Origin of the sequence: Lacinutrix sp. (assembly GCF_023299985.1) — a bacterium.
In the GTDB taxonomy this organism is placed as follows: domain Bacteria; phylum Bacteroidota; class Bacteroidia; order Flavobacteriales; family Flavobacteriaceae; genus Lacinutrix.
The window spans coordinates 1-14,933 of record NZ_JALZVX010000061.1; the positions used below are offsets into that span (position 1 = coordinate 1).

The 14,933-nt window shown below is 30.6% G+C and carries 11 protein-coding genes; 7 read left to right on the forward strand and 4 right to left on the reverse strand.

What is annotated here, in order from left to right; translation table 11 throughout:
* From Q0C58_RS03150 to Q0C58_RS03165, 4 genes are all read right to left on the reverse strand, one after another.
* Window positions 1-996 (reverse strand): alcohol dehydrogenase catalytic domain-containing protein (locus Q0C58_RS03150; protein WP_290697415.1); only part of this gene is annotated, 996 nt, incomplete at its 3' end.
* A gap of 57 nt (window positions 997-1,053) precedes the next feature.
* Window positions 1,054-4,176 carry a lantibiotic dehydratase gene (locus Q0C58_RS03155; RefSeq protein WP_290697418.1) on the reverse strand — a complete coding sequence of 1,041 codons (3,123 nt, stop codon included), beginning with the start codon at window positions 4,174-4,176 and terminating at the stop codon, window positions 1,054-1,056.
* An 18-nt stretch (window positions 4,177-4,194) separates the two neighbouring features.
* A complete protein-coding gene (locus Q0C58_RS03160) occupies window positions 4,195-6,354 on the reverse strand; it encodes a peptidase domain-containing ABC transporter (RefSeq protein WP_290697421.1) in 2,160 nt (719 codons plus the stop codon).
* Window positions 6,347-7,501 carry an HlyD family efflux transporter periplasmic adaptor subunit gene (locus tag Q0C58_RS03165; RefSeq protein ID WP_290697424.1) on the reverse strand — a complete coding sequence of 385 codons (1,155 nt, stop codon included), beginning with the start codon at window positions 7,499-7,501 and terminating at the stop codon, window positions 6,347-6,349. Before Q0C58_RS03165 ends, Q0C58_RS03160 begins: the two co-directional genes overlap by 8 nt.
* Window positions 7,502-7,798: 297 nt before the next feature.
* On the opposite strand from Q0C58_RS03165, the gene Q0C58_RS03170 reads away from it, so the two are divergent.
* From Q0C58_RS03170 to Q0C58_RS03200, 7 genes are all read left to right on the forward strand, one after another.
* Window positions 7,799-8,653, forward strand: coding sequence for a M23 family metallopeptidase (locus Q0C58_RS03170; protein WP_290697427.1), 855 nt, complete (start codon window positions 7,799-7,801; stop codon window positions 8,651-8,653).
* A 1-nt stretch (window position 8,654) separates the two neighbouring features.
* The gene (locus tag Q0C58_RS03175; RefSeq protein ID WP_290697430.1) at window positions 8,655-10,154 is read left to right on the forward strand and encodes a GH3 auxin-responsive promoter family protein; all 1,500 of its coding nucleotides are present in this window, start codon (window positions 8,655-8,657) and stop codon (window positions 10,152-10,154) included.
* A 28-nt stretch (window positions 10,155-10,182) separates the two neighbouring features.
* On the forward strand, window positions 10,183-11,871 hold the full coding sequence (locus tag Q0C58_RS03180) for a hypothetical protein (protein WP_290697433.1): 1,689 nt from the start codon (window positions 10,183-10,185) through the stop codon (window positions 11,869-11,871).
* Between the two features lie 16 nt (window positions 11,872-11,887).
* Window positions 11,888-12,952 carry a hypothetical protein gene (locus Q0C58_RS03185; protein ID WP_290697436.1) on the forward strand — a complete coding sequence of 355 codons (1,065 nt, stop codon included), beginning with the start codon at window positions 11,888-11,890 and terminating at the stop codon, window positions 12,950-12,952.
* Complete coding sequence (rfbB, locus tag Q0C58_RS03190) at window positions 12,942-13,958, forward strand: dTDP-glucose 4,6-dehydratase (RefSeq protein WP_290697439.1); 1,017 nt, start codon at window positions 12,942-12,944, stop codon at window positions 13,956-13,958. The genes Q0C58_RS03185 and rfbB overlap by 11 nt, the downstream gene beginning before the upstream one ends.
* The gene (gene rfbA / locus Q0C58_RS03195) at window positions 13,958-14,824 is read left to right on the forward strand and encodes a glucose-1-phosphate thymidylyltransferase RfbA (protein WP_290697442.1); all 867 of its coding nucleotides are present in this window, start codon (window positions 13,958-13,960) and stop codon (window positions 14,822-14,824) included. The genes rfbB and rfbA overlap by 1 nt, the downstream gene beginning before the upstream one ends.
* A gap of 1 nt (window position 14,825) precedes the next feature.
* Window positions 14,826-14,933 (forward strand): dTDP-4-dehydrorhamnose 3,5-epimerase family protein (locus tag Q0C58_RS03200; RefSeq protein WP_290697445.1); only part of this gene is annotated, 108 nt, incomplete at its 3' end.

A 14,933-nucleotide genomic window follows, 5' to 3' on the forward strand; every position in this document is an offset into this window, starting at 1 on the left:
AGGAATAGTATTATTTACGTCTTCACTTAAAATTTTTATTCCTTTTTCTAGATCTTCAGTGGTACCTAAACAATTAGCTTTAATTTGAATATTTTTGCTTATTAAGATGCCTATAAATGAAGGAAAGTTAACAAAAGATTCTTTACTTTTTATTTTTTCAGAAGATTGGTTAAACATACCACAAGTTACATATCGAGCTTCAAAACTTAGATTTGGTTGTAAAGCTACTAAGTGAGTGTCTGAAAAAGGATCTAAAACAGCATCAAAAAACAAATCTTTAGGTAAATTATTGTCTTTGAAATTATATATTTCTTTAATAAAAGGGAATAAGTCTTTTACTTTAGCTGTATCTTTTCCAGAATAAGATAAACCATAAACGTCACATTTTTTATCTCTTAAATAGTTAAGGATAATTAAAGAAGTATTCGAGGTTATAGAAGTTACAAGCACTTTATTTCCTTCTACTATGTCTGCTTTTCTTAGCATTGACATTGAAGTTTGAATACCTATACTTATCCCAGAGGCTTGTTCAACAGGAATATTGTCAGGTATTTTAATTAATTTACCTTTATGGTAAATTTCAAGTTCTTTACTAGCATGATTACTTGGTATCCCTGGAGTAGTATTAAAAGGTGCTTTAGGATAAGAACAATTAGCAATAACATAATCGCCTACTTTTAAATTATCTACATTCTTGCCAATTTTAAGTATTTCTCCACAAAACTCTGAGCCTATAGGGTAATAAGTATCTTGATTTGTGTCTTTTAACTTAGACCAAGCACTTTCTATTATTCCTAAATCTCTGTAATTTAAAGAGAATCCTTTTTTCTTCACTAAAACTAAATTCGTATAGTTTTCGCCATTTTCATCAAACTCAGTATCTGGGATATGGATTAATGCTAATGGTACTTTTAAAGAATCTAATTCTAAAATGTATTTATCTTCATCGTCTAATTTTGCAGCCAAAGATGGGCTTAATACGCCTAGTGCTCTCATTATTATATGTTTTTGTTAAAAAGAGAGTATAGCGACTCTCTTTAAGTTACTATTAATCTATACTGTTACAGTTGCTTTACTTTTTTTTTGAGTATGTAGTTGTTTGTTATAATACTTAAATAGCATATCGTAAACCACCATTTCATGTACACGTTGTTTAGCTAAGAAAATGCGGTTGCAAACCATATGTAAATAGCTTAACACAGTGTTTTCTAATCCTCCAGGTAAAATATTTTTTTCTGCAAGTGTTTTTAAGTCGTCTATAATGGTTTTGTTTTTTATAGAACGTTCTTTTAAAATATCCCACAACGGAATATACATATCTGCCTTAGTGCTTTTGTTTAAAAAGGTTTCTATGTTAGACATATTTTCGCTATACAACTCATTCACTTGTTTGTTTAGTGCTCCTGTTTTATTAAACTCTCGCCCAAAACTTGTTTTAGCAACATTTAAGAGCTGCATTTTTTGTTTTAAATCAAACCCAAAATCATTGAGTAAATGATCCATAGAAAGTAAAGAGAATAACCAACGCACACGTTCTCCAGCATCACCTTCAATCATGTCAGCAAATTTAACCGTAGCTTCGCTGTCATTGTAATACAATTCTTCAGTAGCATCTATAGATTCAAAACCATAACGTTGTAATTCTCTTAAGTATGTATCTGTTTGTGTTTTCCAAATTAACAGGTTGTTTTCGAACGGTTGAATGTGTTTTTTGATAATTAATACACACTCAGAGAATTTTATTTGGTCATTTAAATGAATTCTAAAACGTAAATGGTGACCATCTTTATCTGCATAACGAATAAAGAACCATTTATGGATAAGGTTATTAGCTTCTAGTTCGTCAACTATTGGCTTAATGGCTTGGTTTAATAATTTTTCACCTACACGCTCTCCACAATAGAACTTATAGTATAACCACTCGTCTCCAGTAGAGTAAGAGGCTTTTTGTAAAGTTGCTTTTTGAATTTTTAATGGTTGTGTTTCAGTTAGTTCTTTTGCTTTTGGTACATTTTTATAAGATGGTAACACAAATTCATTACAGTAAGCTCCTGTTACAGTATCTTCCTCAAAAAAGAATTCTTTAAGTTGAATAAAGCGCTCACCTTTCAGCATGAAATAGAACACAGTACAACTTAGGTCGTTTTCAAAATTTACAACTACCTCATTATCACCTTGCGTAAAGGCTACAACATTTGGTATGTTCCTTTCTTTTTGAAAAGTTCTAACACACTCAATAGCATTTGCTTCTTTGTTAGCTAAAATAGCTTTTATAGTATCGTAATCTAGAGCCCAAGTAGCACGAGAAAGTATAACACCTTTGTAACTTACCCTTGGTAAATAATTAAATTCGTTTTGTAAAGTTCCCCAACTAAAACCTAAACCAGTTTGTTCTTGATCTTGTAAGTCGCATAAAAAGTGATAAATAGGTAAAGCATTAGCACTGTAATTATGAGCATTACCCAAACGCGGAATAATCTCTTTATTTAAACGTTTTGAACGTAAGGTTACTTTATCTCTTCGAACAGAAACATATAAATCAGAAACATCTAATTGATGTTCTTTGTCTAAAGACGAATTTCCTAAATATGGAATTTCGTAGTCGCGTTGAAATTTTCTGTAAAGTATATTACCTGTTCTTGCTTGAGGCAAGTGAATAATTTCAGCAAGAACTTTACCTGGATATAATTGTTTCTCATGAGTATGAATTTCGTTACACATGTCTTCTATAGACTCATCTAAATGAGCGAAACGTCCTATTAAACCATTTGCTGATGGTCCCCAAACAGATTTTAAATGTAATTTTTCTTCTCCTTTTTCATGAAAAATATTAAAAAATGTTGAAAAACTATCTGGATATAAATTTTCATTTTCTTTAAATTGATTAATTTCTTCATCGGTTAAACTAATTTCTGAAGTACCATTTTGTAACGCATTTAAGGCTTTTTTAAATAAAAACTCTGATTTTTTGCTCCAGCTTATTTGCCTAGTATTTGCAACATGGCTTCCTCTTATTGCTAATTTGTCAACCAAAGGTGTTTTTGCACCAGAGCCTCGACTATAGCCAATACCTATATCTGGATCTAAAACATTAATTAATGGTTGCTCATACTCTTCGTAGCGTTCTTGAAATTTCTTTTTAAAGTCATCTAAAGTAGCATTACTTCTCTTATTTTGAAGCTTATTTAATACAACAATAGCATTTCGTAATTTTTTTACCGTAGCATAACCTAAAGTAGAGGAAGATAGATCTTTGTAACTATCAACTTGAAAGAGTTTTGTGATATCAGCCTCTTGAATTTCTTTTTCAATTTGCTCATGTATTTCTCTATATTTTTCTGGGCTATTGAAAACAGACTCATCAATAGCACTTATTTTACTTTTAAGAGATATTAGTAATTTTTTTACTACGTTACCTTCATAAAAATTGAAACGCTCTTCAGCTAAAACAACTAATAAACTTTCTAAGTAATCATCTCCAGTTAAAGTAAATTCTAATTCATTTACAAAAAACTGGCTATCTATAACTTGGTTAATAAAAGCTGTAGCATCCTCAATACTAATATTATCATCTGTAATTGGTTTAATTAATTCGTTAATTGTTGCACCTTTTTGGGCGATTTTAATTGTTTGTTCTAAGTAATCATTGATATCTACTTCAGAAATTTTGTGACATCTAGCCTTATCTTTAAAATAGTACTCAACAAAGCGATACTTGTCCATTACTTTATACATAGAGTTGTTAGGGTAGTATTTTAAAATGGCCCTAATTTCTTTATGTTTAGTTATTTCTGGAAGTATCTCACCTAAAAAATACATATCAAACTTTGTAGTACGTTTTAGTTCTCCATTAGCAACATCAATACTAGTTTCTTTAGCAAGATTAACTGTACTTACAGAAGCCCACAAACCAAATGGTGTACAACGGTTTGCTAATCTTGAAGTGTATTTATAAAGTGAACCTCTTAGGTTCTTAAGTTCGTCTTCTGTTTGAAACCCTTCACCTTTTTCCCATAGTTCTAGTGCTTTATAAATATTAGGTGAACCAATAAATAAAGCTTCTCTATGTTTAGGAACTTTAAATATTTCTTGGATTTCTTCCCAAGTAATATCAATTTTTTTAACGCTTAACGGTGTTCTAACTACCGCTTTGTTTGCAAATGAATGATTTTTCATAATTGACGGGTTTTTTAATTATACATTTAAATTTTTCCACATTCTATTGTAGTAGCCATCTTTAGCTAATAGTTCTTTATGTGTTCCAGTTTCGATAACTTCACCTTTTTTCATGGCGATTATTTTATCTGCTTTAACAATAGATTGTAGTTTGTGGGCAATAATAATTATGGTTTTTCCCTGTGCTTGTAAATCATCGATGAGGTCTTTAATTACGAGTTCAGATTCAGAATCTAAAGCAGAGGTTGCTTCGTCTAAAATTAAAATTTCAGGTTCTTTGTATAGTGCTCTAGCAAAAGCGATACGTTGTCTTTCTCCTCCAGAAAGATTAGCACCAAACTCACCTAAATAGGTTTCAAAACCATTTGGAAGCGATTCTATAAATTCATAAGCACCAACTTGTTTAGAAACCCTAATAATTTTTTCCATATCTGGACTGTACTCTCCAATAGCAATGTTAGAAATTATCGAACCATCAAATAGCTCTACGGTTTGAGGTACTGTTGTTACTAAGGCATTAATACTCTCTTTTGTAATATATTTTAAATCATAATCTCCAATAAGAATTTTTCCTTCTGAAGGTTGATATACATTTTGAATAAGTGAGGCAATAGTACTTTTTCCGCTTCCGCTTTCTCCAACTAAAGCCGTAAATTTTCCTCTTGGTATGGTTAAGCTAATATCTTTAAAGATATCTCTTCCTAATTCGTAATGGAAACGAACATGATCAAATTGTATGTCTCCAAATGAATGCTCTGAAACAGCAATATTAGCTTCGTTTGCTTCCCTTTCAAGATCCATAATACCAAATAATCTATCAGCTGCAATCAAGGCATTTTGGATTGATTTATTTGTGCCAATTAATTGAGAAGCAGGACCTGTAAAGTAACCTATAATAGAATAGAATGAAAATAATTCTCCAGGAGTAATATCTCCATCTATTACAAAATAGGTTCCAGCCCAAAGTAGAATAATTGTAAATATTCTAGAAACAAAACCTGTTGAAGTGCTAGAAAAAACACTGTTTAAACCAGATTTATAAATGGTTTTAAGTAAGTCTATAAATTTAAGTTCAGTTTTATTTTTAGTAAACTCTTCGAGTGATAATCGCTTAACAGTTCCAATGTTTTTAATTGATTCTACTAATTGAGATTCTAGTAAAGCATTTTTCTCCATAACTTCACGCTCAACTTTTTTGTTTAGCTTGTTAACAATGAAGTAGATAACTATATATACAGGGATAATGAGTAGAATAATACCTGCTAACTTTACATTATAGGTAAACATAAAAATGAATGAAAAAATAACAATAAAGACATTCACTAATATACTTAAAGCAGTATCATTAATAAGTGACCTGATTTTTACAGCATCTCCAATTCTTGACATAATCTCTCCAATTCGCATGGTGTCAAAGAATTTTTGAGGCATAGTAAACAAATGCTTATAGTAACCCAAAATTAGTCTAGAATCTATTTGTTGACTTGTTTTAAGCATAAACACATCTTTAAGGGCTCCAAAAAGATATTGCAGGATAGTACAACCTAATACAATTATACTCATTAAATTTAGGAGGCTTTTGTTGCCACTAACTAAAACAAAATCAGTTATTTTTTCAATATAAATAGATACTGAAAAGCCAAGAACGGTATATAAAATAGAGCCAATTAAAGCTTGAATTAAGATATGCTTGTGAGGGTTTAAAAGAAAAGCCATTCGCTTAAAATTAGAGAATTTTTCGTTTCTTTCTTTAAAAATATCCTCATCTGGAATAAGAATAAGCATATAGCCAGTAAAGATTTTTTCAAACTCTGCTCTAGTTTTCTTTTCAAGTTTTCCAGTAGCAGGATCCATAACCTTTACATAGTCCTTTGTCACTTTATAAATAACCATGTAATGTGGGAACTCATGCTCCTCAAGCTTAATCATTACGTGTGCAATGGCTGGTAAAGGTATTTCCTCTAAACTATCCATAGACGCTTTAACACCTTTTGCTATAAAATCTAGTTTTATTGCTGCTTCTCTTAAACCTAAAAGGGTTGTGCCTTTTTGGTTAGTACTCGCATATTGTCTAATTCTTGAGATAGGTAGGCTTAGTTTGTAATGCTCTGAAATAGAAGCTAAACAAGCCGCGCCACAGTCACTAAAATCATGTTGTTTTATTTCTATTTTACTCATTTTTAGGATTATAAGGGTTAAACCAATCATCGATACTATCAAATAGCAAATCAAACAAACTTCTTTTAATTAAAAAGAATCGACTTGTAACAGACATTCCTTTTTTTAAATCACCTCTAGCTCCATTAGTTAAAGACAAATGCTTTTCATTTAATGTGCTTCTCACTCTAAAAATATTTCTGTTGTTCATTTGAACAATATCTTTACCAACCTCAGTAATTTCTCCTGTTGCAAATCCCCACTGGTTAGAGTTATAAGAGCTTACTTGGTACTTTGCTGCAATTCCTTCTTTTATATAACCAATGTCTGCTGGTGATAAATAAGATTCAATTTCTAAGCTTTTATTAGGAGAAATATTAGCCAATGTGCTTCCAGGACTTAAAACACTACCTTCGTTATAACCTTGTACATTTATAAGTTCACCATCTACAGTGGCAGTTAAAACATACATTTCTTTTTCCTCTTGAAGTTGTTTTTTATTTGAGTCTAAATCTTCTAACGCTCGGTTGTAATCTGTAAGTTGCTTTTGCCAAGTTAATTGAGATTGTTTGATAGTATTATTTTTATCATTTTTCAATTTATCTAAAGCCAATTTAGCTTGGTCATATTCTGCTTTTGCAATAACACCTTTATTAAATAGTGCGTAAGATCTATCGTGTTCTATTTGAGAATTATTAATTATGGCATTTAAGCTTAATAATTGTTGTTGAAATTGAATGTATTCTTTTTTGTATTGATTTGTTTTAACCGAATTATATCTTCCTTTAATTAAATAATTTAGATCCTCTATAAAGCTTTGAATATCCTCTTTTTGAGAATCTATAAGCTTATCTCGCTCTTCAAGAATTTTTTGATTTATAATAAGTAAAGTATCGCCTTTAGTAACCGATTGGTTCTCAACAAGATTAAAATACGTTATTCTTCCACCCACAGGAGCATTTAGAGATACAGGTCTTTCATGTGATGTAATTATGCCAGGACTAGTTGTATAAAGATCAATATAAATAAAAGGAAGCGCTATAAACGTACCCGATAATACTAAAAATATAATCCAAAAAATAAGATTAGTCTTTTTACTATGCTTGGCAATATGATATTCTACAGTGTTATGTAAAATATCTTCTGGGAAAATATTATTTTCATTCATATATTTCTAGACTATTAATAAGTTAATAATAATATGTCTTTTATATTAAGAGCTATTATGAATGAAACTCTAATTAATAAATATAACATGTGCTTGAGTATTTGATTCAAAGCAACAGATAATAAAGAAGAAATACAAGGTAAGCGTCCTTATTTTTATAAAATCAGGTATTAGGAAGTGGATTTAAAATATTGATAATCAGATTTATAAATTATTTTTAATATAAAAAAATATAAAAAAATGCTTTTTAAAATGTTTTACAGAAAACCCTTGTTTATATTTGTTATTACATAGATTATGAAAAAAAAAATATCAAAAAAGTTATTTCATAAGTATCGTTTAATCATTTTAAACGAAGATACTTTTGAAGAAAAACTAGCTTTTAAGCTTACGCGTTTAAACGTGTTTGTACTATTTAGTATTTCATCTATTGCATTAGTTGGTTTTACTATTTTGCTTATCGCTTTTACACCATTACGAGAATATATTCCTGGTTATTCTTCTACAGCTTTAAAAAAACAAGCAGTGGCTTTAAATTTTAAAACCGACTCACTGCAGCAAATTATCACCTACAACGACCAATATTACACTTCTATAAGAAAAGTGTTAAAAGGAGAAGTGAGTACTGTGAAATTTAATAGAGATTCTATTATTGAAGCCGCAAATAAAGAGACAGGTGAAATAGATTTGTCTGCAAGTAAAGCCGATTCTATTTTAAGAGCAAAAGTGGATAAAGAAGACAAATACAACCTTTTCGAAACTGCAAAATCAAAAACCAACTTTGTGTTATTCCCACCTGTAAACGGCGAAATTAGTGAGCAATATAATCCAGAAAAAAAACACTATGCAGTAGATATTGTAGTTGCTAAAAACACACCAATTAAAGCCACTGCAGACGGAACAGTAATTTTTGCTGAATGGACTGCCGAAACCGGCTTTGTAATACTAATTGAGCATAGTCATGGTTTACTTTCTGTCTATAAACACAATACAACACTTACCAAAACACAAGGCGATTTAGTAAAAGCAGGAGAAGTTATTGCAACTTCAGGAAATACAGGAGATTTATCTACAGGACCACATTTACATTTCGAGTTATGGAGTGATGGCTATTCTGTAAACCCAACAAACTTTATAGATTTTAAAAAATAGTATGTCATTAAAATCAATATTAGCTAAACCATTTGCAGCAAAAATTTACAAGAAAGTTCAAAAATGGGCCAATAATCCTATTGAAACTCAAGAGAAAGTATTTCAAAATTTAATTTTTGAAGCTTCCCAAACTGTCTTTGGAAAAGATCACAACTTTAAAAGTATAAATAACCACGAAGATTTTATTAAGCGCGTTCCAATTCGTGACTACGAAGCACTAAAACAGTATACCGAAAGGATGGTTGCTGGTGAAGAGAATATACTTTGGAAAGGAAAACCACTTTATTTTGCAAAAACATCTGGTACAACATCTGGCGCAAAATACATTCCAATAACTAAAGAAAGCATGCCTAATCATGTAAACGCTGCACGAAACGCCATTTTACTTTATATACACGAAACAGGAAACGCTAAATTTGTAGATGGAAAAATGATTTTTCTTCAAGGCAGTCCAATTTTAAAAGAACTAAACGGTGTACAATTAGGGAGATTGTCTGGAATTGTAGCACATTATGTGCCTAAATACCTTCAAAAAAACAGGTTACCATCTTGGAAAACTAATTGTATAGAAGACTGGGAAACCAAAGTAGATGCTGTAGTAGAAGAAACCTTGCCAGAGAACATGACTATTATTTCTGGTATTCCATCTTGGGTTCAAATGTATTTTGAAAAACTTCAAAAAAAGACAGGAAAAAAAGTAGGAGATATTTTTAAGAATTTTAATTTATTCATTTTTGGAGGTGTTAATTACGAACCTTATAGAGCAAAATTTGAAAATTTAATAGGCCGAAAAGTAGATAGTATAGAGTTTTATCCAGCAAGTGAAGGTTTTTTTGCGTTTCAAGACAAGCAAGACGAAAAAGGAATGCTTCTTCAATTAGATTCTGGGATGTTTTACGAATTTATTTTAGCTGAAGAATTTTTTGATGAGAATCCAAAACGAATTACTATAAGAGATGTTGCCATTGGCAAAAATTATGTCATGATAGTTTCAACAAATGCAGGATTATGGGCTTATAATATTGGCGATACTGTAATATTTACAAGCATAAAACCATATCGTGTTATTGTTTCTGGACGTATAAAACATTTTATTTCTGCCTTTGGCGAACATGTAATAGGTAAAGAAGTGGAACAAGCTCTTAAGGAAGCTATCGAGAATACATCTGTAAGAATTAATGAGTTTACAGTAGCACCACAAATTAGCCCAGAATCAGGCTTACCATATCACGAATGGTTTATAGAATTTGAAAACAAACCAGAAAACCTTTCCGCTTTAGCGCAAAAAATAGACAACGCTTTACAACAACAAAACAGTTATTATTTAGATTTAATTGTTGGTAAGGTTTTACAACCACTAAAAATTTCTATAATTCAAAAAAACGGATTCCAAAATTATATGAAATCTATTGGGAAATTAGGTGGACAAAATAAACTGCCACGCTTAGCTAACGATCGTAAAATAGCAGATGCTTTAAATACTGAAATAGTACCGAAATAATACTATATTTGCCTGCTAAGGAAACCACATGAATAAATTTAAAAAACACGAGAGAACTAGAGCGCAAGAAAGCTCGAATGCTATTGAAAGAATGTACATTACGATGCGGCATTTATTTAATCGTGGTTTTTATAAACCTATGGGAATTTCTGGTGAGACATTGCGAGAAGCACTTTTAGTATTAAGGCCAGAAATATATGGCTCTATTGCAGATGAAAAAGCAGAGTTAGAAGGTATTTTGTATGTTATAGATAGACTTCCAAGAGGTATAGAAGAGTGTCGTTTTATTAATCTTACAAGTGATGAAGGTTATGCGAATTCTCATTTTGAAGCTATAATTCCACCTAAGAGAAGGCGTAATTGTTACCGTATAGATAACGAACAAATGAATATTGAAATCACGCGAGGACGTAGTGAGATCTATGATATTCTAACGCATTTAACTTTTTTGTTTGTAGAGTCTCATAAAATTTTTAAACGTATTGTTATTGACGATAAAGGAACTACAACTAGAGATTGGATAAAGTTAAAGGTTGCTGTTTTAAATAAAAAGAAACTTACAAAACAAGAGCGTGAAATAGCGATTACTCATACAGCAAATATTTTAGGACGTACATTTAAAGAATTAAGCGATGTTTATAATGTATTTGCAACAAAAAAACACCCAGAACGTTTATTAGAAATTGTCTATTGGTTAGGAAAATTAGCAATAGAAGAGGTTGTAAATAATAATAAACGGACTATTACTTTTAGTCCAGTGCTACGCGAACGTTTAGGACACCATATCCATGGAGAACGTTGGGCAGATACTATTAAAGAAACACTTAAAAAAGAAGGTTTGTTATCTAGGCCAATACATGTTATTAGTGCAAACCTACACAGTGTTATGAATGTTTTATATGCACCACAAGCACTAAAGACCTTAGCTGATAAAAAAGATATTTTTGAGGTTTACGAAGCGTTAAGTAGTTCTGAGAATGAAAGCTTGAGCAATAAAGTAACACAAAAAGCGTTACAGCAAGGAATGATATATATCAAAGACACTTCTGGAACTAATATAAACATTCAAATTTTTGATACTGCAAAGCTAGATTTAAGCCATACAGATTTAGAGCTTGATAAATCAGAAAAAAACATTGAAAAACCAGTGCTTTTTGTAATGGATTATGCTTTTGGTGAGCAAGCTTACGAAACTATTGATGAGTTTTTAAAACCTTTTGGTGAAGGAAAAGACAAAACACATTTAAACATTGAGTCTATCTCAATAATGGGAAAAGCAGGGATTTTAGAAGGAGGTAAAGGAGATATTATGATACCGTCTGCACATATTTTTGAAGGCACAGCAGATAATTATCCGTTTAAAAACGAATTAAGTAAAAAAGATTTAGATAATCAAGGTGTAGAAATTTTTGAAGGTAGCATGATTACTGTTTTAGGAACATCACTTCAAAATAAAGACATTTTAAAGTTCTTTTATAATTCTACTTGGAATGTAATTGGTCTTGAAATGGAAGGAGCACACTATCAAAAAGCAATACAAGCAGCATCAAAAGTAAGAGGAAGTATTAATCCAGGTGTAAAAGTAAGATATGCTTATTATGCAAGTGATAATCCATTAGAAACAGGAAGTACCTTAGCCTCTGGCGGATTAGGGACTTCAGGTGTAAAACCAACCTATTTAATAACCAGAAAGATATTACAACAAATACTTAGTTAACCATTTAGAACAGATTATGAGTCAAGAATTACCAAAAAACAAAAACAAGGACCAAGAAGTAGATTTAATAGTATTTTTCAATCTTATTGGAGATACTCTTAGCAAATTATTTAATTTTATTAATTCTATTTTTAAAGCTGTTTTTTCAATAGTTATTCATACTATAAAAATTTTTATAGATGGTTGGAAAATTATTTTAGGAGTAATTGTTATTGCTGCAGCCGTTGGTTATGCTTTAGAAAGTACAAGACCAAAATTTTATCAATCTGGAATGCTAGTCAAGCCTTATTTTGATTCCAAATATCAATTAGTAAATAATATTGGGTTTTTTAATGCACTTATTGATAATAAAGATTACGAACAATTAAATAAAATTTTTAATTCAGACAGTACATATAAAATTGATGTAAAAAACATTAAAGGATTTACTATTGAACCAGGACCGGAAACAGAGAATGATCGTGTATTACAATATCAAGATTTTATTAAAAAGTTAGATACAATTGGACGTTTACAAGCTGACTATGAAATTTTTATAGAAAATAGAAGCATCTACCATGGAAATATTTTTCTTATTACTGCTAAATCGGATAAGAAAGATATTTTTAAAAATTTAACATTCGGTATTAATTCAGCTTTTACAAACGAATACTCCACCTCTAAAAAAGTTAAAGATACTTTGTTATATAAGATACAAAGAGAAAAAATAGAAAAAAGCTTAGACCAGGTAGAAAAGTTACAAGACATTTATGTGCAAGTATTACAAAATAATGCTGATAACCCTACTGCTGGATTTAAAGTTGGTGAATTACCATTAACGCAGGAAAAAGCAAAGACTAAAGAGTTTGAACTATTAACTAAATCACTAGCTTTACAAGACCAATTAAGTAAACTTGATGAAAAACGTATTACAGAAGATGTTTTTGTGGATGTTATCTCTAGTTTCCAAGCAGTAGGGAGTCAAAAAACAAGTTTACTAGAAAGATATTCTATTATTTTTCCAATGTTAGCATTTCTAATACTGTGTTTATTTTATTTAGTCAAGAGAATTGTAATTTACACTAACAACTATGAAGGTTAAAACAATTCTAATAACAGGTGGAGCAGGTTTTATAGGTTCTAACTTTATACCTTATTACTTAAAAGAGAATCCAGAAACTCATATTATTAACTTAGACAAGTTGACATATGCTGGTGATTTATCAAATCTAACAGAAATAATTAAACAGAAAAATTATTCTTTTGTCGAGGGAGATATTTGTAATAGAACATTAATTGAAAGTTTATTTAAAAAACATAATTTTCAAGCTGTTATTCATTTTGCTGCAGAATCTCATGTAGATAACTCTATAAAAAACCCAGGTGCTTTTATAGATACTAATATTACAGGAACGTTTAATCTGTTAGATGTTGCCAAGCAATATTGGATGGAAGGGCCTAATAAAATAAAAGAAGGTTTCGAAAACGCCAGATTTCATCATATTTCAACAGATGAGGTTTATGGTACATTAGGAGAGGTTGGTTTGTTTACAGAACAAACGTCTTATGCCCCAAACAGTCCATATAGTGCGTCAAAGGCTTCTTCAGATTTTATAGTGAGAAGTTATTTTCACACCTACGGAATGAATGTAGTAACTACTAATTGTTCTAATAATTATGGACCAAAACAGCATGATGAAAAACTAATTCCAACAATAATAAGAAAGGCTATTTCTGGAGAAGCTATTCCCATTTATGGAGACGGTAAAAATATACGCGATTGGTTATATGTATTAGACCATTGTAAAGGAATTGAGTTAGTTTTTAGTAAAGGTAAAGCTGGTGAAACGTACAATATTGGAGGAAGAAATGAAAGAGACAACTTGTATATAGTTAATACAATTTGCGATATTTTAGACGCTATAGAACCTTCTAAAAAATCATATAAAGAACAAATTACTTTTGTTAAAGACAGACCAGGTCATGACTTTAGATACGCTATTGATGCAACTAAAATAGAAAAGGAACTGAGCTGGAAAGCAGACGAAAATTTTGAATCTGGAATTAGAAAAACCATAGATTGGTATCTAGAAAAATATAATAAATAATGAAAGGAATTATACTAGCTGGAGGATCAGGTACACGTTTACATCCCTTAACAAAGGTTTTAAGCAAACAATTGATGCCTATCTATGATAAGCCAATGATTTATTATCCGTTATCTACATTAATAACAGCAGGTATAAACGAAATTTTAATTATATCCACTCCAGAACATTTACCGCTTTTTAAACAACTACTAGGAGACGGAAGCCAAATAGGATGCAAGTTTCAATACGCAATACAAGAAGCTCCTAATGGTTTAGCGGAAGCCTTTATAATTGGAGAAAAATTTATTGGTAAAGACAAAGTAGCCTTAATATTAGGCGATAATATTTTTTACGGAACAGGACTAGCCGAGCTTTTAAAAGCTAATAATAATCCAGATGGAGGTATTGTTTACGCATACCACGTTACAGATCCAGAACGTTATGGAGTTGTTAATTTTGACAAAAAAGGAAAAGCATTATCTATAGAAGAAAAACCAAAGCATCCAAAATCTAATTACGCAGTTCCTGGTATTTATTTTTACGATAATAATGTTATTGAAATTGCAAAAAACATAAAGCCTAGCCATCGAGGAGAATTAGAAATAACGGATGTAAATAAAGTATATTTAGAAAACGGAAATCTTCAAGTGTCAATTTTAGATAAAGGAACAGCTTGGTTAGATACGGGCACTTTTAACTCTTTAATGCAAGCTTCTCAATTTGTTCAAGTTATAGAAGAACGACAAGGATTAAAAATAGGCGCTATTGAAGAAGCAGCTTACTCCAGCGGATTTATTTCTAAACAACAGTTAATAGACCTAGCAACACCACTTTTAAAAAGTGGCTATGGCGCACATTTAATTAGTTTAGTAAATCAAGAGTAATATGCAAGCAACAGAAACAAATCTTCAAGGTTGCTATATACTTGAGCCTAGTATTTTTAATGATGAAAGAGGTTACTTTTTTGAAAGCTATAACAAAGAAAAATTTGAA

Excerpts from the sequence above, each read along its gene's own strand:
- Q0C58_RS03155 (WP_290697418.1), bottom strand. The coding sequence starts at position 4,176 with ATGAAAAATCATTCATTTGCAAACAAAGCGGTAGTTAGAACACCGTTA.
- Q0C58_RS03160 (WP_290697421.1), bottom strand. The coding sequence starts at position 6,354 with ATGAGTAAAATAGAAATAAAACAACATGATTTTAGTGACTGTGGCGCG.
- Q0C58_RS03165 (WP_290697424.1), bottom strand. The coding sequence starts at position 7,501 with ATGAATGAAAATAATATTTTCCCAGAAGATATTTTACATAACACTGTA.
- Q0C58_RS03170 (WP_290697427.1), top strand. The coding sequence starts at position 7,799 with ATGAAAAAAAAAATATCAAAAAAGTTATTTCATAAGTATCGTTTAATC.
- Q0C58_RS03175 (WP_290697430.1), top strand. The coding sequence starts at position 8,655 with ATGTCATTAAAATCAATATTAGCTAAACCATTTGCAGCAAAAATTTAC.
- Q0C58_RS03180 (WP_290697433.1), top strand. The coding sequence starts at position 10,183 with ATGAATAAATTTAAAAAACACGAGAGAACTAGAGCGCAAGAAAGCTCG.
- Q0C58_RS03185 (WP_290697436.1), top strand. The coding sequence starts at position 11,888 with ATGAGTCAAGAATTACCAAAAAACAAAAACAAGGACCAAGAAGTAGAT.
- rfbB (WP_290697439.1), top strand. The coding sequence starts at position 12,942 with ATGAAGGTTAAAACAATTCTAATAACAGGTGGAGCAGGTTTTATAGGT.
- rfbA (WP_290697442.1), top strand. The coding sequence starts at position 13,958 with ATGAAAGGAATTATACTAGCTGGAGGATCAGGTACACGTTTACATCCC.